The 21580-nt window shown below is 49.1% G+C and carries 15 protein-coding genes; all 15 read right to left on the bottom strand.

Translation table 11 applies throughout. From position 1 onward, the window contains the following. Nucleotides 1-64: 64 nt before the first annotated feature. Nucleotides 65-925: an NAD(P)-dependent oxidoreductase gene (locus tag ACLUWI_RS08890; RefSeq protein ID WP_412147022.1), complete on the bottom strand. Its 861-nt coding sequence runs from the start codon at nt 923-925 to the stop codon at nt 65-67. A gap of 136 nt (nt 926-1061) precedes the next feature. Further along, on the bottom strand, nt 1062-2036 hold the full coding sequence (gene ribF / locus ACLUWI_RS08885; protein ID WP_412147021.1) for a riboflavin biosynthesis protein RibF: 975 nt from the start codon (nt 2034-2036) through the stop codon (nt 1062-1064). A 9-nt stretch (nt 2037-2045) separates the two neighbouring features. Beyond that, nucleotides 2046-2939 (bottom strand): tRNA pseudouridine(55) synthase TruB, encoded by an 894-nt coding sequence (truB, locus tag ACLUWI_RS08880; RefSeq protein ID WP_412147020.1) that lies wholly within the window; start codon nt 2937-2939, stop codon nt 2046-2048. Nucleotides 2940-3005: 66 nt separating this feature from the next. Beyond that, entirely contained in the window at nt 3006-3365 is a 360-nt protein-coding gene (gene rbfA, locus ACLUWI_RS08875) for a 30S ribosome-binding factor RbfA (protein ID WP_412147019.1), read from the bottom strand. A 25-nt stretch (nt 3366-3390) separates the two neighbouring features. Continuing rightward, complete coding sequence (infB, locus tag ACLUWI_RS08870; RefSeq protein ID WP_412147018.1) at nt 3391-5598, bottom strand: translation initiation factor IF-2; 2208 nt, start codon at nt 5596-5598, stop codon at nt 3391-3393. 18 nt (nt 5599-5616) lie between these two features. Next, nucleotides 5617-5943, bottom strand: a complete 327-nt coding sequence (locus tag ACLUWI_RS08865; RefSeq protein ID WP_412147017.1) for a L7Ae/L30e/S12e/Gadd45 family ribosomal protein — start codon at nt 5941-5943, stop codon at nt 5617-5619. Continuing rightward, nucleotides 5943-6239 (bottom strand): RNase P modulator RnpM, encoded by a 297-nt coding sequence (rnpM, locus tag ACLUWI_RS08860; RefSeq protein WP_412147016.1) that lies wholly within the window; start codon nt 6237-6239, stop codon nt 5943-5945. Before rnpM ends, ACLUWI_RS08865 begins: the two co-directional genes overlap by 1 nt. 68 nt (nt 6240-6307) lie before the next feature. Further along, nucleotides 6308-7525, bottom strand: coding sequence for a transcription termination factor NusA (gene nusA, locus ACLUWI_RS08855; protein WP_412147015.1), 1218 nt, complete (start codon nt 7523-7525; stop codon nt 6308-6310). Nucleotides 7526-7540: 15 nt separating this feature from the next. Beyond that, complete coding sequence (rimP, locus tag ACLUWI_RS08850) at nt 7541-8059, bottom strand: ribosome maturation factor RimP (RefSeq protein WP_412147014.1); 519 nt, start codon at nt 8057-8059, stop codon at nt 7541-7543. A gap of 166 nt (nt 8060-8225) precedes the next feature. Further along, complete coding sequence (locus ACLUWI_RS08845; RefSeq protein WP_412147013.1) at nt 8226-12563, bottom strand: PolC-type DNA polymerase III; 4338 nt, start codon at nt 12561-12563, stop codon at nt 8226-8228. Between the two features lie 95 nt (nt 12564-12658). Next, complete coding sequence (locus ACLUWI_RS08840; RefSeq protein WP_412147012.1) at nt 12659-14401, bottom strand: proline--tRNA ligase; 1743 nt, start codon at nt 14399-14401, stop codon at nt 12659-12661. Nucleotides 14402-14453: 52 nt separating this feature from the next. Then, the gene (rseP, locus tag ACLUWI_RS08835) at nt 14454-15728 is read right to left on the bottom strand and encodes an RIP metalloprotease RseP (RefSeq protein WP_412147011.1); all 1275 of its coding nucleotides are present in this window, start codon (nt 15726-15728) and stop codon (nt 14454-14456) included. Nucleotides 15729-15753: 25 nt separating this feature from the next. Beyond that, the gene (locus ACLUWI_RS08830) at nt 15754-16542 is read right to left on the bottom strand and encodes a phosphatidate cytidylyltransferase (RefSeq protein WP_412147010.1); all 789 of its coding nucleotides are present in this window, start codon (nt 16540-16542) and stop codon (nt 15754-15756) included. A 16-nt stretch (nt 16543-16558) separates the two neighbouring features. Continuing rightward, entirely contained in the window at nt 16559-17371 is an 813-nt protein-coding gene (locus ACLUWI_RS08825; protein ID WP_412147009.1) for an isoprenyl transferase, read from the bottom strand. A 160-nt stretch (nt 17372-17531) separates the two neighbouring features. Continuing rightward, nucleotides 17532-21580: mucin-binding protein (locus tag ACLUWI_RS08820; RefSeq protein WP_412147008.1), on the bottom strand; the 4049-nt coding region annotated here is incomplete at its 5' end.

Genomic DNA, 21580 nt, shown 5'->3' with positions numbered 1-21580 from the left:
TGTTGTAATTATATTATAACGATGATGATTGATTGTCAACCATAAATTGAGATTTTTTTGCGGACTAATTCCACCATAATTTGATCAGTGCCTGCGTGCCATCATTACCCAGCTGCTTTTCGTCAACCAGTATCTCGTATAACCGTGCGGCTTCCTTAGTCGCTGGCAGCTGCAGTTTCATGCGCGCGGCCTCATCAAGGGCAATTCGCAAATCTTTTAAAAAATGCTTGGCAAAAAAGCCCGGCGTAAAGTCGTTTTTCAGAATTCGCGGCGCGTAGTTATCCAGACTCCAATTAGCCGCGGCTCCACCGCCGACCGTCTTAATCACCGTTGCCAGGTCCAGACCAGCTGCTTTGGCATAGACAAGCATCTCGCACATTCCGGTCATCGTGCCCGCGATCATGATCTGATTAGCCATCTTAGCATGCTGGCCACTACCGGCCGGACCAAACCAGTTGACGTCTTGACCAATCTGTTTAAACAGCGGCGTCAGATATTCGCAATCGGCCTTTTGACCACCCACCATGATTGTCAGCGTGCCGTTTTTAGCGCCCAGATCACCTCCCGAAACTGGAGCATCCAAAATATGCACACCAGCCGGGGCCACGGCGGCAATTTTTTGATCTAAGGCTGGCCGACTGGTAGTCATGTCAATCAGGTACTGACCAGGAACTGCCGCGCTCAGCAGACCGTCTTTGCCAAAATAGATCTGCTCAACGTCTTTGGGGTAGCCAACAATTGACATCACGACCTCACAGTTCTGCATCGCCAAAGCCGGCGTACCACACCATTTTGCGCCCAGGTCCAAAACTTTTTGCGCATGCGCCTTGGTTCGATTATAGACTTGCACTTCATTGCCGGACTTGAGCAGGTTGGCAATCATTCCGGTTCCCATCACGCCAGTTCCAATAAAGCCAATTTTCATCATATCACCTCACGATTGATTTGCGTTTATTTTAACATGCTGACAGGTTAAAATTGGCAGATCTTTTAGCCGCTAAAAAGATCCATGGCTTTAACCAAAAAAACGGTGCCGGCGGAACCCCGGCACCGTTTTTGAGTTATTGCAGTATCTGACCTGGCAGGGCCTTAAACTTTTGCAACGTCAGCTTTGAATGATGCTGATCAAGCCGCATCTGAGCAATCAAGTCATCCACGCTAGCGAACTTTATCTCGCCGCGCAGTCGCTTGATCCAGCGTACCTGCACGTTTTCGCCATAAATCATTTGATTGAAGTCGAACAGATAAATTTCCAGCGTTTTTTCATTGTGCTCGCCAAACGTAACGTTGCGTCCCACGCTAGCCATGCCATCATACCAACGCTCACCGATTTTCATCTGTACAACGTAGACACCGATTGCCGGCAGCCATTCCAACTCAGGCCAGGCCACGTTAGCCGTGGGAAAGCCCAATGTTCGACCCCGTGCAAAGCCATGCACGATCACGCCAGAAGTCTGGTAATAGTAGCCTAAAAGCTCATTAGCCGCTTGCACGTCACCAGAATCGAGCAGCTGACGGATCCGCGTTGAGCCAATCTTATGATTATCCTGCAGCGTCATTTTGCCAACCGTTACGACTTCAAAGCGCTCCTTGGCAAAATCCTTTAGATGCGCCATATTGGCCACGCTGGAATCAGCTCCGTAAGTGTGGTCATAGCCAGCTACGGCAACCTTTGTATGAAAGCCCACCAGATACTGATCAACAAACTTCTGCGGATCCAAAGCGGACAAGGCGGAAGTAAGATTGACCAGATAAACGCGATCGACACCCAGCTGCTCTAAGAGATCCAGCTTGCGCGGCAAGGGCGTCAGATAGTGTACGCCGCCAGCCGGGTACTGCTGATAGACGATCTCGGGCCGATGATCATAAGTCAGGACGGCAAGTGGCAGTCCCTTTTCATCAGCAATGCGGCGAGCCGTTTTGATTACGGCTTGGTGTCCACGATGAATGCCGTCAAAAAAGCCCATTGCCAAAACAACTGGCCCAGCTGGAATCAACTCGGGATCAAATGGATGATGAATCTTAATAACCTGCATCCGTGTCACCTACTTTGTCGACAGCATCTTCAACGGTTTATAGAGCCGATCTTTTGCCTGATAAAGCGCCTTGACCTCTCCTTGATAGGTCAGCGCGATTTCAGGTTCTTTGGCATTCAAATCACTCAGCCAGCCGCCGTTTTGAACTTTCTTCCACTGGGCCTCCGTTAACTCATAGTGGGGATAATTCTGCAGGGCATGGTCCATTGGATACACATAGCGATCCATAATCTGGGCTTCCATTGCGTCTTGAATATCACTTAGACTCAGCGTCTGATCTAATTCAAAGCCGCCGCTCTTGGTCCGCGTCAAACTGCTCATCACGCCGGGATAGCCTAGTTTTGTTGCCAGATCATAGGCAAGCGTCCGGACATAGGTTCCCTTGCTGCAATCCACCACAAAGCGAATCCGCTGCTGTTGCTTTTCGGCATCGTAGCTGGAAGCCGTCAGCTCAAAGCGCGTAATGTGAACGTGACGCTTGGGCCGTTCAACGGTTTCACCAGCCCGTGCGTATTCATAGAGTTTCTTGCCATTAACCTTGATTGCCGAATACATTGGCGGAATCTGCACGATATCGCCCGTCAGCTCCTGCATGGCTTTCCTGATCGTATCTTCAGCAATTGGCGCCGTAACTGGCTTTTGGGCCACGACTTCGCCATCCAGGTCCTGCGTGGTCGTAGCCTCGCCAACTAAAAGCTCCCCAACGTATTGTTTGCCTGATGCCATTAAGAATTCAACGACTTTGGTAGCTTGACCCACACAGATTGGCAAAACACCATCAACGTTTGGATCCAGCGTACCTGAATGGCCGATTTTTTTCGTGTGCAGAATGCGTCGCAACCGACTGACACAGTCAAAGCTGGTCATTCCGCGCTCTTTATATAATGGAATAATTCCGTCCAAAAATCTCACCGCTTTCATTTTTAAAATAATAAAAGGGGGCCGCAAGCTGGGCTCCCTTTTAATTGATTATCGCTCCTGCTTGTGCAGCTGGTTGATCAATTGGTCGATCCGACTGCCATAAGCAACCGATGGATCACGCCTAAACGTGAGCTCTGGAGTCTTGAAAATGTTAAGACGACTGCCCAGCTCGCTGCGAATCAGCCCTTTTGCCTTGTCCAGACCTTGTTGAGCCTTTTCGCCATCGCTGGCCTTGTCAGACAGCAGGCTGTAGTAGATCGTTGCCTGCTGCAGGTCGCCCGTAACGTCAACGCCCGTGATCGTGATGTCTTGAACTCGTGGATCACGAACGCGCTTTAAGAGGATGTCATCGACCTCACGCTGAATCTGTTCAGCCAGTCGATCCACCCGATAGCGTTTGTTTGGCATGTTTTTCTCCTTTAGCGACTAGAAGCTACTTAACGGGAACTTCCTTCATCTGGTAAGCTTCGATAACGTCGCCTTCCTTGATATCATTGTAGTTTTGAATCGTCAGACCGCATTCATAGCCCTGTTTGACTTCCTTGACATCGTCTTTGAATCGCTTCAGACTGCCCAGTTCGCCTTCGTAAACGACCACGCCGTCACGAATCAGGCGGACCTTGGAATCACGCGTAATCTTGCCGTCGATGACCATCCCACCGGCAATCGTACCAATCTTGGAAGCCTTGTAGATTTGCCGAACTTCAACCTGGCCAACCGTTTCTTCTTTGTAGACTGGTTCCAGCATCCCTTTCATGGCATCTTCAACTTCTTCAATGGCGTTGTAGATGACCCGGTGCAGACGAATGTCGATATTGTTGGATTCAGCCATCGACTTAGCCAGTGGGGTTGGGCGCACGTTAAAGCCAATGATAACGGCATTGGAGGCTTCTGCCAGCGTGACGTCGGATTCCGAAATGGCACCAACGGCCTTGTGGATGATGTCAACGCGAACGCCGTCAACCTTGATCTTTTCCAATGACTGAGCCAGCGCTTCAACGGAACCCTGCACGTCAGCCTTGATGATTACCGGCAGCGTCTTCATCTGACCCTTCTTCATCGTGGCAAACAGGTTGTCCAGCGTGACGTGACTGGTCTTTTGCCGTTCTTCAACCAAGGCGCGCTTGGCACGTTCTTCACCAGCCGCGCGGGCCGTCTTTTCATCATCAAAGACTACGAACCGATCCCCGGCTTCTGGCACGTCGTTTAACCCGGTAATCTCAACTGGCGTGGATGGCGTGGCTTCCTTGATGCGGCGACCGTTTTCGTTGGTCATCGTCCGGACGCGACCAAACGTGTTGCCGACCACGATTGGATCCCCAACATGCATCGTACCTTGTTGAACCAGCAGCGTGGCTACGGGACCACGACCTTGATCAAGCCGTGCTTCAACTACGGAACCCGCAGCATTTTGATCTGGGTTAGCCTTCAATTCCATCATTTCAGCCTGCAGCAGAATCATGTCAAGCAGTTCATCGATGTTCTTGCCAAACTTAGCTGAGATGTTGACAAAGATCGTGTCGCCACCCCAGTCTTCTGGGATCAGTTCATACTGAGCCAGTTCTTCGATGACCCGATTTGGATTGGCCCCCGGCTTGTCGACCTTGTTAACGGCAACAATAATTGGCGTGTGGGCAGCCTTGGCGTGGTTGATGGCTTCAACCGTCTGTGGCATTACCCCGTCGTCGGCAGCTACGACCAGAACCGTAATGTCGGTAATATTGGCCCCCCGCGCCCGCATTTCAGTAAAGGCAGCGTGTCCTGGCGTATCCAGGAAGGTGATCAGCTTGCCATTGTAGTCGACCTGGTAGGCACCGATTGCCTGCGTGATCCCACCGGCTTCGGAATCCGTAACGTGGGAGTGACGGATCTTGTCCAACAGCGTCGTCTTACCGTGGTCAACGTGACCCATAACCGTAACGACTGGTGGCCGAGAAACCATGTGTTCCGTGTTTTGGTTTTCTTGATCAAAGAACTTGTCCAAGTCGGCAATGTCTTCTTGAACCTTTTCCTTGGCTTCGATGCCATAGTCAGCGGCCAAAAGCTCAATCGTGTCTTTGTCCAGAGATTGGTTTTGGTTAACCATGACGCCGAGCATGAACAGCTTCTTGATGATTTCAGCTGCTGGCCGGTGCAAAAGCTTAGCCAGATCCTGCGCGTTCATGCCTTCCGTGTACTCCAGGACATCTGGCAGTGGCCGATCCTTACGCTGGGTTGGCTGCTGCTTTTTCACTTCGCGCATCCGCTGATTCTTGTTGTGCTTGTTGTTTTTGTTGCGGCGATTCTTCTTGTTGTTCTTGTTTTTGTTGAAAACGTGAACGCCACGGCCGTTGTCTTCATTGCTGCCACGATTGTTGTTATTGTTATGACGGTTATTTTGCGACTGCTGACTATTTTGGCCGTTTTGCGGACGGCTGTTATTTTCATGGCGCTTAGGCTGTTCCGCTTTTGGCTTGTTAGGCTTGGAACTGGCTGGTTGACTGGCACCCTTGACCATGCTGCGCAGACGGTTGGCTTCTTCTGAGGTCACGGAAGACATATGACTTTTTACCGTGATTCCCTCCTTTTTGGCCATATCCACTAAGTCCTTGCTTGGCATTTTCAGCTCTTTGGCTAGTTCGTAAATTCGTTCTTTGGCCATCGAATCACGCTCCTTTATTTATTTTGTTGTTTCTTCAGCATCGTTTGACAGTTCGATCATGCGCTTGGCAAAACCGGCCTGCTCAACGGCAACCACCGTTCGTGCCTGTCCAATTGCGCGACTTAACTCGGCTTTATCGAATCGGCAAATCAGTGGTATTTGATAGTATTCACACTTGTTGATAAACTGCTTGACCGTGGAATGACCGGCATCAGCTGCCAGAAAAACCAGCTTGGCCTGATGACTGCGAATGGACTTTAAGACCAAACCTTCACCAGCCGTGATTTGACGGGCGCGCCGAGCTAATCCCAAAAGGTTCAAGATCTGCTGTTCTGAAGCTGTCATTAAACGTGACCGAACAGCTTGATTCGTTCCTGCAGGTGGTCAGCATAATCAATCAGCTGATCATAAAAGGCATCATCCAGCTTAACGCCAAATGCCTTATCAAAAGTGCGTTCTTTTTTTGCCCGCGTGGCAATCTTTACATCAGCAGCAATGTAGGCGCCGCGACCAGCCTTTTTACCGCTTGGGTCCACGCTGACTTCATTTTCCTTATTGCGCACCACGCGAATCAGCTCTCGCTTGGGCATCATTTCACCGGTAACGATGTCTTTGCGCATCGGTACTTTTCTCTTTTTCATTGTTTCACCCCGCTGCTCAATTTAGTTTATGTGCTATTCTATGCGACCTGCTATCTTATATTGTAGTCTTATTCGGCATCCGTTGCATCGTTTTGCGCATCATCGTCAAAATCAGCAGTTTGATCTTCAACGCTAGGTGCTTCACTGGATGGCTTGATGTCAATCTTGTACTTGGTCAACTGAGCAGCCAGCCGTACGTTTTGCCCACGCTTGCCGATTGCCAGAGACAACTGATCATCTGGTACGTAGACCGTGCAGCCGTGGTGGACCTTAATGATCTTGTTGCCTTCGTGATCAACGCTGCCGGTATCTTCTTCTTCACCGTTGTCAGCATCAAAGTCCAGACGATCAACCGTAGCTGGCTTCAAGGCATTCTTGATAAAGATGGCTGGGTCAGAGCTGTATTCGATGATATCGATGTTTTCGCCGCCCAATTGATTAACGATTGCTTGAACTCGTGCTCCCCGTGGGCCAACACAGGTACCAACTGGATCAATGTTCGGGTCTTTGGAAGCTACGGCAACCTTGGAACGATCGCCAGCTTCCCGCGCGCTGCCCTTCCATTCAATTGGACCGTTTTGTTCCTTAAGTTCGGGAACTTCTTTTTCAAACAGACGCTTGAGCATGCCAGGATCCGTCCGGCTTACCAAGACCAATGGACCACGGTATTGACGCTTTTGCGTGCCATCTGGCTGCTGCATTGGCTTAGCATCGGCTACCTTGTAGATGTAGACTTGAACGCGATCGTGAATGCGGTATTCTTCGTTAGGCATCGTTTGACGCTTGCTCAGACCGGCTTCAACGCCATCGCCAAGGTCAATGTAGATAAAGCGGTTGTCTTCACGGGAGACTTCCCCTTCAACCAGTTCATTGAGCATCTTGTCGTACTTGTTGATGACGCGGTCACGTTCAGCTTCGCGCAGTTTTTGCAAGACGATGTTTTTAGCCGTTTGGGCTGCCAAGCGACCAAAGTCATGCGGCGTTACTTCTTCTTTAAAAGTATCGCCCAGACTGTAGCCATGGCTCTTTTCCCAAGCATCGTGCAGACTGATTTGTTCTTTAGGGTTTTCAACTTCAGCCACGACCGTCTTGTCAGAGAAGACCTTGAACTCGCCCGTGTTTTCATCGATCTTTACTTCAACGTTGCTGGCGTTGTAGTTGGTCTTGTAGGCCTTTTCCAAAGCATCCGTCAATGCTTCGATAACGACTTCCTTCTTGATGCCCTTTTCCTTTTCCAGGACGTCCATGGCATCAAGCAGTTCTTGTTTTTGCTTCTTAGTGCTCATTTTGCTGCTCCTTTTTTAAAACTTGATTGCTAAGCGAGCCTTGGCAATTTTTTTACGATCCAGCGTAATCGTCTTATGTCGCGTCTTATCTAGATAATCCAAGATTAGGCTGTCAGGCGTCAGATCAGTCATCGTACCTTCATAGACTTTGCGGCCATCAACCGCCTGATACAGTGAGACATGAATATATTCGTTCAGTGCCCGCTGATAGTCGACTTCTTTTTTCAAAGGCCGTTCTGCACCTGGCGAAGATACTTCCAAAAAGTATGCCTGAGGAATCGGGTCTGGGTCAACGTTATCCAACGCCTCACTCAGCTGATCGCTAACCGTGGCACAGTCTTCCAGCGTAATGCCGCCATCTTTATCGATGTAGACTCTTAAATACCAGCTTTGTCCTTCTTTGACAAATTCGATGTCATACAGCTCGAAGCCATGCTCGGCCAAGATGGGCTCAACCAGTTTTTCGACCGCGTCAACCACCGTACTGCTCAAATCCGCCACCTCCAATTTTATTGCAATAAAAAGAGCGAGCATTGCTGCTCACTCCCTAACGAGTTATTCACTATTGACAGTATAGCATCTTTGTTTTCACTTAGCAACCATGAGCCGAATTTGACTGCTAATTGACAAAGTCAGACTGATAACGTATCAAATCCAGCCAGTTCAGGTTCAGACCACAACCAAGTTATCTAAGCGCGGCTTAGAACAGACTAAGCTGATTTTCATCCGGCAGGTCGTCTAAGACATGGTTGGCTGTCATAAATTGAATCAGTGTCTGTGAGACCTTTCCTCGTTCTGAAAGATCTTCTTTGGAAAGAAACGGTCGCTGCGCGCGGGCGGCGACAATCTGCTTGGCAACGTTGACCCCCAGACCAGGAATTGCTCTAAATGGCGCAATCAGCGAATTGCCGTCAATCAGCCAGTCAGTAGCGTCCGAACGATTCAGATCAACCATTTCAAAGTTGTAGCCCCGCTCCAGCATCTCGTTGGCCAGCTCCAGAATCGTCAGCAGGCTCTTATCCTTAGCACTGGCCTCATTGCCCTGGTCATTGATCTGTTGCATCCGCGCCTTGACGGCATCCTTGCCATGAGCCATGGCCACGACATCGAAATCATCCGCCCGCACGGAAAAGTAGCCCGCGTAATAAACCAACGGGAAGTAGACCTTAAAGTATGCAATCCGCAGCGCCATCAAAACATAGGCGGCCGCGTGCGCTCTTGGGAACATATACTGAATCTTTAGGCAAGAATCCAGATACCATTGCGGCACGCCCGCCTGCAGCATCTTTTCTTGCCATTCTTCTGGAATCCCGCGCCCTTTACGCACGTGTTCCATTACCTGGAAGGAGGTTTCTGAATCCAGACCATAGTGAATCAAGTCGGTCATGATGTTGTCACGACAACCGATAACATTGGCAATTGTGGCCGTGCCGTTTTTGATCAGTTCCTGAGCGTTATCCAGCCACACGCCAGTCCCATGAGAAAGACCAGAAATCTGCAGCAGCTGCGAGTAGTTCTTTGGATGCGTGTCATCGAGCATCCCCCGTACGAACCGCGTCCCGAATTCCGGCAGCCCCAGCGTCCCCGTCTTACTTTGAATCTGTTCTTCGGTCACGCCTAAAATGTCGGGACTGGAGAACAGACTCATTACGCCAGGATCATCCATCGGTATCGTTTGGGGGTTGACGCCGGAAAGATCTTGCAGGAACCGAATCATGGTCGGATCATCGTGTCCCAGAATATCCATTTTCAAAATGTTGTCATGAATCGAATGAAAATCAAAGTGCGTCGTTTCCCAGGCCGCGTTTTGATCATCGGCTGGATACTGAACCGGCGTAAAGTCATAGATACTCATGTCATCCGGCACGATAATGATCCCAGCCGGGTGCTGGCCGGTCGTCCGCTTAACGCCGGTCGCGCCCTTGGCTAACCGGTCTTCTTCGGCGCCCCTAAACTGCTGCTCGGTGTCGCGTTCAAACGCCTTGACATATCCATAAGCAGTCTTATCAGCCACCGTTCCGATCGTCCCTGCTCGATAAACGTTCTTTTCACCGAACAGCACCTTCATATAGTTATGCGCGATCGGCTGGTAGTCGCCAGAAAAGTTCAGATCGATATCGGGAACTTTATTACCCTTGAAGCCAAGGAAAGTCTGGAACGGAATGTCATGACCGTCTTTAATCATCAAAGTCCCACATTTAGGACAGTCCTTATCCGGCATATCAAAACCCGAACTGTACTCGCCTTTCGTGTAGAAATGGCTGTATTGACAGTTAGGACAGCGATAATGCGGCGGGAAGGCGTTAACCTCGGTAATTCCGGCCAGGTTGGCCACGACTGATGATCCAACCGAACCACGCGAGCCAACCAGATAACCGTCTTTATTGGACTTGGCTACCAGGCGCTGGGCAATCAGATAAATAACCGCGTAACCATTGCCGATAATCGAATTAAGCTCCAGTTCCACCCGATCCTTGACCAGTTTTGGCAAAGGATCGCCATACCAGGCATGCGCCGTGTCCCAGGTTCGCTTGGCCAATTCTTCATTAGCGCCTTTCATGTTCGGTGTGTGCAGCGAGTCTTGCACTGGCCGCATCTCATCCATTTCATCGGCCAGTAAATTGGTATTTTCTACAACAATCTCATGCGCTTTTTCTTCACCCAAAAACGCAAACTGCTTGAGCATGTCATCAGTCGTGCGGAATGGCACGTCAGGCCGGCGCGTCCGGTTAAGTGGATTAGCGCCGCCTTGAGAATTAATCAGAATATGACGATAGATCTTGTCTTCCGGATTCAAATAGTGCGCGTCGCCAGTTGCCACGACTGGCTTGTCCATATCCACGCCCAACTTGACCATGTTTTTGATGATGTCCTCTAGATGCGCGGTATTTGAGATAATCTGCTGCTCAATCAATGGCGCGTAGTTAGGCTTGGGCTGCACTTCAATAAAGTCGTAGTACCGTGCTTTTCGCTTCGCATCCGTATAGCCTTTTTCCATCATTGCAGAAAAGACCTCGCCCTTAGAACAAGCCGTACCGATCAATAGACCATCGCGGTAATGATCAAGCACGCTGCGCGGAATTCGTGGTACGCGATAAAAGTATTTAACGTTAGCCAATGAGACCAGTTTGTACAGATTCTTTAAGCCATCGCGATTCTTGGCAAAAATCGTGGCATGAAACGGTCGACCATGACGATAGGCGCCATTGTCTGCCATATGCTTGTTCAAGTCATCGACGTATTTGGCATCATAGCGTTTCTCGGCATCTCTTAAAAAGATGTGCAGCAGATGTCCGGTTGCCTCCGCATCATGGTCGGCCCGGTGGTGATGATCAAGCCCGACTTTAAACTTGCGGCTCAGCGTATCCAGCGTGAACCGGTGCATTTCTGGGTGCAAAAAGCGCGCCAGCGGCAAGGTATCGATCACTGGAGCCGTAATGCGCGGCAAGCCATCGCGTTCATAACCGGTGTTCAAAAATCCCATATCAAAGCTGACGTTATGCCCAGCCATTAGACAACCCTCACAAAAGTCTTGGAACAGCTGAAAGACTTCAGTTTCCGATTTGGATCCCTTAACGTCTTCATCAGTGATTTTAGTCAGTTCCTTGGTTTGCTCAGAAAGGGGAAAGCCCGGATCGATAAACTGGTTAAACGAGTCTAACACCTCACCATCCCGCATCTTAACGGCCGACAGCTGAATCACCTTATCATAGATAGCTGAAAGTCCTGTCGTTTCCACGTCAAAAATGACATAGGTATTGCCTAAAAGCTCATCATGGTTTTCGTTATAGACCAGCGGAATCCCGTCATCAACGACATTAGCCTCGACCCCGTATAAAATCTTGATCTTGGCATTACCCTTCTTATCGTGACTGGCATTAAACGCTTCGGGAAAAGCTTGAACGCCGGCATGATCGGTGACCGCGATTGCCTTCATCCCCCATTTTTCCGCCTGCTTGATGTAATCAGAAATTGAGTTGGTGGCATCCATCGTACTCATCGTGGTATGCAGATGCATTTCAACCCGTTTCTCGCCTGCCGCTGTGTCTTTTCTGGCAGGATGGCTGACCTGTTGAATCGCATAGGCCATGATCGTCAAATCACGCATGTAGGTATCTTCTTGAACTGGACCGCGTGCCTTGATCCATTCGCCTTCTTTGATTGCCGCAAACTTGGCCTCGTCTTCTTTGTTGTTGGAAAACTTCTTAATGGCAAACGATGACGTATAATCGGTTACCTCTAAAATCAGCAGCTGCCGGCCACTGCGCAGCTCACGGACTTCTTTTGAAAAGACGTAGCCTTCAACGACCACGTTCCGCTCTTCTTCTGTAATCTCAGCCATCCGCCGTACGGGCTCTTTGGGATTGATTGGCTTGCCAATTACCAGCGGACCATCGCCTAGGTCAGGCAGCGCGGATTCCTGCTGCTTTTTTTCGGCCTTTTGCTGCTGCAGACGCTCCATTGCTTTTTTAACCAGTTCTTGGTCCTGTTGCTGCTGTTTGGCTTTGAGCTCCTTGATTTTTTGTTCAGAAGCTGACTGATCGACCAGCGGATGAATCCGAAACTGCGGAAAGCCGACTTTTTGATAGCCCGCTTCAATTGCACTTAAAAGATTCTTAACGAAAAAGTCTTTAATGGCTTCGTTTTCCAATAACAGTTGTACGCGATTGCCATCGACTTCAGGAATCGTTTTCGCGCAGACCTCGCGTGCCATTGGGGATTCACCGACTTCAGCATCAACCACGTATGACCAATAGTCGCCAATTGCCTTGGCATCTAATTCATCAGTTGGCGTATCGATTCTGACTTTTGCATCTACGCCGGCCAGCTCACGAAAACTGATCTGCAAGGCTGAAACGAACTGTCGAAACAGTTTATAAGGCATTACCTTGCGCAGTACGATATCAAATTCCCAGCACTTGGACTTGCGGTGAACGATTACCTGCTTGATCTTGCCATCTTTAAAAGCCGGATCGTCCTTAGCCATGTTCAGCTGGTCCAGCAAGTGCTCAAACAGTTCATGTCGTGATAACTCCACTCCAATGCTCCTCTCTGAATTCATTAAAAAAAGCGGCTAAAAGCAGAATCTATTCTACTTTTAAACCACCTTTTGTAAAGTTTACCGCTTAATAATTATTCGGCGGCTGTTTCGGTAGCCGGCGTCAGCTGCTTGAGCAGAATGCCAACCGTGTTCTCAATTTCTTCCTGCTTGATTTCAATCGTTTCGCCGGTCTTGCGAATCTTGACCTCAACGATCCCTTCACTGGCCTTCTTGCCGACCGTGACCCGCAATGGCAATCCAATCAGATCGGCATCGGCAAACTTAACGCCAGCCCGTTCCTTACGATCATCGAGCAGTACTTCATAGCCAGCCGTTTCCAAAGTCTTAGTGATGCTTTCGGCCATTTGCATCTGTTCTTCGTTTTTGGCATTAACCGGAATTACGTGCACGTCAAATGGCGCGATGCTGTCCGGCCATGCCAGCCCATGTTCATCGGCCGTTTGTTCGGCAACCGCCGAAAGCAGCCGTGAAACGCCGATGCCATAGCAACCCATTACCATATCGGTTTGCCGACCGTTTTGATCCAACACCTGCGCGCCTAAAATCTTGGAATAGTGCGTCCCCAGCTTAAAGATATGGCCCAGCTCAATCCCACGCGTGAACTTGATTGGCTGACCGTCTGGCGCGATTTCGCCTTCTTGAACGTTGCGGAAGTCGCCGAATTCATCAACGCGGAAATCGCGGTCTAAATTGGCGTTGATGTAGTGGAAGCCGTCTTCATTGGCACCACAGGCCATGTTGACCAGTACCTTGACGTAGTTATCGGCCAGAATCTTGACTTCTTCACCGACACCAACTGGACCAAGCGAACCAGGATGAGCACCCAGGTACTTTTCAGCGTCTTCTTCGGTGGCCAGACTGAGTTCTTCACAGTCCAACGCGTTTTCGACTTTGGTTTCGTTAACCTCGTCATTGCCCCGCATCAATACCAACACTGGTACCGTTTCTTCTTCATCCATCTTAGCCATGTACAGCATCGATTTAATGATCTGACTGCTTTCCACGCCCAGACTTTCAGCTGCCTCATCAACGCTGTGCGCGCCTGGCGTAGCTTGTTTTTGCAGTTCAGCTGGAGCAGCCGTCTGCTGAACGCCGACAAACTTGCTCGTCGCTTTTTCCAGGTTAGCAGCATAGTTCCCATCCGTGTAGGCAATCGTATCTTCCCCAACTTCAGCTGGTGCAGAGAATTCTTGGGAGTTTTTGCCGCCCATTGTCCCAGAATCAGCCAGGATCACTTTGTAGTCCAAGCCAATTTTGTCGAAGATGTTGCGGTATGCCTGGGCCTGCAGGTTGTATGCCTCATCCAGACCTGCTTGATCTGCAGAGAAGGAGTAGCCGTCCAGCATTTCGAATTCCTTGCCCCGCAAAATGCCATAACGTGGCCGATCCTCATCTCGGAACTTGTCTTGCAGCTGGTAGACAACCAATGGCAGCTTCTTGTAGGACTGCACGCTGTCACGCAGAATGCTGGTAATCGTTTCTTCATGCGTTGGTCCCAGGATAAATTCACGATCGCGACGGTCCTTGAGCTTAAACAGATTGTCGCCATAGCTTTCATAACGGCCCGACTTCTTCCACAGATCAGCAGGCAGCAGTGCCGGCAGCATCATTTCAACGGCACCAGCCTTGTCCATTTCTTCGCGAATGATGTTTTCAACCTTGCGAATCACCCGGTAGGCCATTGGCAGATAAGCCCAGACTCCAGCAGAGACCTGGTAGATATAGCCGGCCCGCACCATCATCTTATGACTGAGCGCTTCGGCATCAGCTGGTGCTTCTTTTTTGGTAGGAATCAAAATCTTTGATTGCTTCATAATTTAAAAAAATACTCCTTTGAACGGCTTCATGAAACGGAGCCAAAAATTTTTAATGAATAAAGTAGCGTTGAATATCGTTCCAAGTAACCAGAATCATCAACAGCATCAAAAAGGCAAAACCAATAATCGTAACGATCCCCTCGGCTTTTTCAGGAATCGGCCGCCTGATGACTGCCTCGATAATGTTCAATAACAGCTTACCACCATCAAGCGCAGGAATTGGCAGCAGATTGACGATTCCCAAGTTAATCGACAAAAGGGCCAGGAAATTAAGCACGCCATTGATCCCTAAAGCCGTTGCCTGCGAGGTGCCAGCATAGATTGCAACCGGTCCACCCAAGTCGTTGAGACTAAAACCATGTGTAAACATGTGACCTAAGACGCTGAAAATCAGAGTGCCGGCCTGGACGAACCGTTGCCAGCCAAACGTGATTCTTGATTTGGCGTCAGTTTTTTGTTCTTCAACAATGCCGACTTGGCCAATCGTTTCATTGCCTTGCTTGACCTTTTTAGGCGTCATCGTTGTGGTATGCTGACGACCAGCGCGCTGATACTCAACCGTCAGCTTTTTACCAGGATTACCCGAAATTTCGGTTGCCAAAGCAGTCCAGTTCTTGGTCTTTTTACCATTGATCTCAGTAATCCGATCACCAGTCTGCAACCCTGCCTTAGCCGCTACCGAGTCAGACCGAACCGCGCCCAGCCGATTGCTGTTGGTTGGAATACCGCTGAGCGTAAAGCCCAGAATAATAAAGACGACTAAAGACAGCAAGAAGTTGTTGAATGGTCCAGCAAAATTGGTCAGCATCCGATTGCCTAGGCTGGCGGAACGGAACTGAACATCTTTGGGAGCAATTTGAACGACGGTGCCATCGCTTTCGATAATCGTAGCGTCATGATCGACAGCGTACGTTTTTACCGCGCTTTCATCACCGTTGACATACCCCTTGATCCATAAGCCTTCATTCAAATCATGATCGGTCAGCTGCAACGGAATACCTTGAAACAGCGTGTTCTTATCGCTGGTATTAATGCTGGTGACTTTTTGTTGGTCATTTAGCTGAATGGCAACCGGCGTTCCGGGACGCAGCGACTCTTCATCTTCTTCATCAGCACCTGCCAGTCGAACGTACCCGCCCAATGGCAGAATTCGGATCGTATAAGTCGTGCCGTTTTTGCGATGCCACCAGATCTTGGGACCCATGCCAATTGAAAATTCACGAACCAGAATGCCGGCCCGCTTGGCAAAATAGTAATGGCCATATTCATGAACCAAGACCAACAGTCCAAAGACAATAATAAAGGTAATAATCGTTAATATCACAGAATCGCCTCACCTTTCGGCCAGCTTAGATAATCCCCAGCAGGTACAGAGCCGGCATGACCAGCAGCATGCTGTCAAACCGGTCTAAAATACCACCATGGCCAGGCAGGATCTTACCGGAGTCCTTAACGCCGTAGAATCGTTTGAGTGCTGATTCAACCAGATCACCAAATTGACCCAGAATCGAGAGCAGCAGCGTCAAAAAGACCATCAAGCCCCAGTTGTGATAGCCAACCGGGAAGAAGTAAAGATAAACGGCCAAAACGATCGTGGCTAACAGCGTGCCGCAGATTGATCCTTCCCAGGTCTTATTCGGGCTGACGCGCGGTGCCAGTTTATGCTTGCCTAGCTTGCGCCCAAACAGGTAGGCGCCACTGTCAGTCAGCCAAACGATCAACATAGCATATAAAAGTGTCGTAAAGTTGACGGCCCGCGCAGCCAAGAAATTGTTAAAGCCGATGCCGATATACAGCATCCCCAATGTTAAGACGCCTGCATCGTCAAAGCTGAAACGCTGCTTATGCACAACCGTATGCAGCAGCAGTAACAGTACCATTACGTACATGGCAAACAGCCGCGTAATGTGACTCGGCAAAAAGTCCAGCCAGCTGTTTGGCAAAACCATGACTGCCACGCCAATATAACTGACGATGGCTGGAAAAGACGTCAAAAACATCTTTTTCATACTGAGAATCTCGCCCATTGCAATCATGCCCAAAACAACCGCTGCAATCGTTAATGGCCAGCCGCCGTAGACAATCAGTGGAATAAAGATTGCCAGGGCAACGACCGCCGTAATAATCCGTGTTTTCACTAATCTTCACCCGTTTCTATTTATTTACCAAACCGCCAAAACGACGGTGCCGCCCTTGAAATTCAATCAGGCAGCGTTTGAGCGTCTCGCCATCAAAGTCTGGCCAGTGTTCCGGTACGAACAGCAGCTCACTGTAGGCAATCTGCCAAAGCATAAAGTTCGAGATCCGCTCTTCGCCGCTGGTCCGAATTAAAAGATCAGGATCGGCAAACTCGCCCAGCTGTGCTGACATCAGATGTCCGCTGATCGTGTCTTCAGTGATGGAAGCAGGATCAAGTTCGCCAGCTGCCACCTGTTGTGCGATTGACTGCACGGCCCGTTTGATTTCATCACGCGCACCATAATTAAGCGCGAAGTTTAAGATCATGCCGTCACAATCTTTAGTATCAGCCATGGCATCGTTAACGGCTTTTTGCGTTTTTTCCGGCAGCTTGGTGATATCCCCCATAACCGTTACCTTAACGTTATGCTTAACCAGATCCGGCACAAACGTACTAAAGAAGCGAATCGGTAAATCCATCAGATAGCTGACTTCGCTCTCTGGCCGTTTCCAGTTTTCCGTTGAAAAAGCGTAAAGTGAGAGTACTTTTACGCCAAGGTCGCTGGCGGCAATCGTAACTTTCTTCACCGTCTGCATACCCTGTTTGTGACCCGCCACGCGAGGCAGGTGTCGCGCCTGCGCCCAGCGGCCATTGCCATCCATGATAATGGCAACATGAGCTGGGATGCGGGACATATCCAATTGCGGCTCGTCTGCCGCCTGGTGATTCTTGTTAAACAAGAACAACCCTCCATTTCCGCATTGTTTTTTAATTGCAACACTTTTCATTTTACCAGAAATCTAGGCCTGGCTCTACATTTGTCGCTAACTATGCATAATATTAAGCCAGATTTTAGTATGTCAAGCGCGGTCAGCGGTAAAAATAAAAAGAAACCAACGCAAAGTACGCTGATTTCTCCTTAGAAAACTAACAGAAATTAATCCGTCATCAGTCTCTACGCTTCTTTCTCCGGCTAAAACCAATCAACGCGGCCATCGAAAGCAGCCCCAACGCCAGCAGTGATTCTGTATGATCATCATTGCCTGTTTGCGGCAGCCTCTTTTTACCAGAGACAGCCGTTGAAGCTGACGTTAGACTGATGGAACGTTCAGTCGTCTGCTTATTGGCATCTGTAAGATTCTGCGAACCATTTTGATGAGCTGACTTTTCCAAACGATAATGTTCCACGATCAACGTATTATCGGAAACTGATGAAACCGCCCCGTTTGGAACATACTTAACAACAGGTTTACACCCTTTAACTATAGGCGCGTCAAGCTGAACAGATTCATGCGTCAGTTTTTTCCAGGCACCATAGATAACCATACCGGTAACCTCATCAACATCTGCCGTGCGGGTAAAGGTTACTGTCTGTGTAATTGTTTTGACTTGCCCATTTGGCAGCTTGAAAATAGTTGTCCGCGTTACCGTTTTGTTCAAATCATTTTCGGCAACGCCACTTGGATAATGCCGCTTAGGATTGTCGGGCAACAGATTAGCCGTTGTCTTCGGTTTGTCAGGCGTAACTAGAATATGAGCATGCTCAACTTGAATCGTAACGTCAGCCTGTTGAATGCCCCTAAACGCAATCTCTTTAGGAGCTGGTTTTTGACCTGGTACTAGCTTCCAACCGGTTGGCAGAACACTGTTAACTTTGACCGTTTCATCAGTCTTACCCGTGATGGTATCTGTCTTAACGACGTTGTCCTGATCATCGATATACTTGATATGCATCGTCTGAGTATTAGCCGTGTAATCAATTGCAACCGTAGCATCTTTAGTAACGTCAGTAACCCCTTTAGACTCAACCGCTTTTTGGCTAGCCGTGTAGCCGTCAACTATTGGTACCGAGTATGTTGGCCATTGCGCCGTTGACCAGTCGCCGTAGACAACCGAGCCATCAACCATGTCGACCATCGCATCACGGTAGATCTTAGCTATCTGGGTAATCATTTTGACTCCAGTGTGTGGATCGTTAATGATAATCATCCGTGTTAATGTCTGGTTCAAATCATTGTCTGTAACACCATTGAAGACTGAAACACCGTTTGGAATCTCGGTTCCATCAGCTTGTGGATCGTCATGGCTGATTGAAACATGATCGTGTTCAACCAATACTTGGACTGGCACGGCATCAGCCTTGATCGTAACCGTATCTGGCACCGTTTGACCGTCAACCAGTTTCCAGCCCACTGGCAAGGCACTGTTGACCAGCTTGGTTTCAGCTATCTTGCCGGTAATAATCTGATAGCCGACAACCGTACCGTTTTCGTCAACGTAGTAAATCGTCTGACTGCCATCAATAGCCTGGTAGGTTACGTCAATCGTTGAATCCTTGTCCTCGACGTTTGGCATTGCTGGTTGAATCATCGTCTGTTCCTTGCCGTTGATTATTGAAACGTAGCCTGGAACAGATGGCACGGCATACTGTTCAAACTGTTTGTCAGCCTGCCAACTGCCATATAAAACCGTATCATCAACCTCATCAACGTCCGCCATCCGGGTAAAGTGGACTTCTTGTTCTACCTTCGCGATCGTGCCATCAACGTTGTGCACATTGATTATCCGCTTAACGGCCTTGTTCAGATCATCATAGCCAACGCCGCCCGGATAGCTCTTGTCAGCATTGTCGGGCAGCTTGTCCACTGATGTCTTAGGTGCGTCTGAAGTTACCGTGACGTGCGCGTGTTCGACCTTGACTTCAACGTCAGCCGTCTTGGCGCCCTTAAACGTAATCTCTATCGGCACGACTTGACCATCACTCAGTTTCCAGCCTGCTGGCACTGTTGAAACGATCTTAACGGTTTCATCCGTGTGGCCGTCAACGACATCCGACTTAATCTGATTACCGTTTTCGTCAACGTAGACTACATGAGTCGTCTGCTTATCAGTGATGTAGTTGATCGTTACGTTGTCGTCTTTAGTGCCGTCAATAACCGTCTTAGCTTCGACCGTCTTTTGACTAGGCATGTAACCATCAACCGTCGGAACAACATATTCCGGCCATTCAGCTGTTGACCAATCGCCGTAGACAACGAAGCCATCAACCATATCGACCATGGCGTCCCGATAGATCTTAGCCGTTTGCGTAATCGTCTTAACGCCTTCGTGTGGGTCGTTGACCGTGATTGTTCGCGTCAGCGTTTGATTCAGATCACTGTCACTGACACCCTTGAACTTAGCCACTCCGTTTGGAATCTGCGTGCCATCGGTCTGCGGGTTGTCATGACTGATTGAAACATGATCGTGTTCGATTTTAACAACCGTATCTGGCGTAGCAACGCCTAACTTGATCGTTGCTGGAATCGTCTGACCGTCAACTAATTTCCAACCTGTTGGCACGACGTTGTTGGTATCCACGGTCTGATCCGTAACGCCATTAATTGTGTCGGTCTTGACCGTGTTGCCGTCCGTATCAGTGTAGACGATCTTGGCCGTTTGAGCGTTGGCTGTGTAGTTGATCGTTACGTTATCATCTTTGTCAACATTGGTAACCGTCTTCTTTTCAACCAGCGTCTGCGTTGGCGTGTAGCCATCAATGGTTGGCGCGGAATATTCCGGCCATTCAGCTGTTGACCAATCACCATAGACAACTGAGCCATCAACCATATCAACGGTGGCATCCCGATGGATTTGAGCCGTTTGCGTAATCGTCTTAACGCCTTCATGTGGGTCATTGATTGTAATCATCCGTGTCAACGTTTGATTCAGATCACTGTCACTGACACCCTTGAACTTAGCCACTCCGTTTGGAATCTGCGTGCCATCAGTCTGCGGGTTGTCATGACTAACTGAAACATGATCGTGCTCAACTTTAAGAACCGTATCTGGCGTGTTGACGCCCAGCTTAATCGTTGCTGGAATCGTTTGACCATCAACCAGTTTCCAGCCCGTTGGTACGGTACTGTTGACATCAACGGTTTGATCCGTGATGCCATTAACCGTGTCGGTCTTAACTGGCTGACTGTTTTCATCGGTGTAAACAATCTTAGCCGTTTGCTTGTCAGCGGTGTAGTTGATCGTAACAGTATCGTTTTGATCACCGTTAACAACCGTCTTGGCTTCAACCGTGGTTTGACTCGGCGTGTAGCCGTTAACCATCGGTACAGAATATGCCGGCCATTGTGCCGTTGACCAATCACCATAGACAACTGAGCCATCAACCATATCAACCGTGGCATCCCGATAGATCTTAGCTGTTTGAGTAATCGTCTTGGTACCGGCGTGCGGATCGTTGACCGTAATCGTCCGCGTCAACGTTTGGCTCAGATCGTTGTCACTGACACCCTTAAATTGAGCGGTGCCGTTTGGAATCTGCGTGCCATCGGTCTGCGGGTTGTTGTGGCTGACTGAAACATGATCGTGTTCAACCTTAACAATTGAATCTGGCGTATCAGCACCCAATTTAATCGTCGTTGGAATCGTTTGACCATCAACCAACTTCCAACCCGTTGGCACGGTACTGTTAGTATCAACGGTTTGATCCGTGACGCCATTAACCGTGTCCGTCTTGACTGGATTGTTGTTTTCGTCAACGTAAACGATCTTGGCTGTTTGTTTGTTAGCCGTGTAGTTGATCGTAACGGCATCGTCTTTGTCGCCATTGGCAACCATCTTAACTTCAACGGTCTTTTGACTTGACGTGTACCCGTCAATCGTTGGTACGGAATATTCCGGCCATTCAGCTGTTGACCAATCGCCATAAACAACCGAACCATCAACCATGTCGACTACGGCATCCCGAGAGATCTTAGCCGTTTGAGTGATCGTCTTAACACCGGCGTGTGGGTCATTGACCATAATTGTCCGCGTCAACGTTTGATTCAGATCGTCTTCAGTAACGCCTTTAAATTGAGCGGCGCCGCTTGGAATATCAGTGCCATCAGTCTGCGGGTTGTCGTGGCTGATTGAAACGTGGTCGTGTTCGACTTTAACAACCGCATCTGGCGTATTAACACCTAACTTAATCGTCATTGGAATCGTTTGACCATCAACCG

Origin of the sequence: Limosilactobacillus mucosae (genome assembly GCF_046939755.1) — a bacterium.
Taxonomy (GTDB): Bacteria; Bacillota; Bacilli; order Lactobacillales; family Lactobacillaceae; genus Limosilactobacillus; species Limosilactobacillus mucosae_A.
Note: the sequence above shows the minus strand (reverse complement) of the source record. Positions and strands in the feature narration are given on the sequence as shown.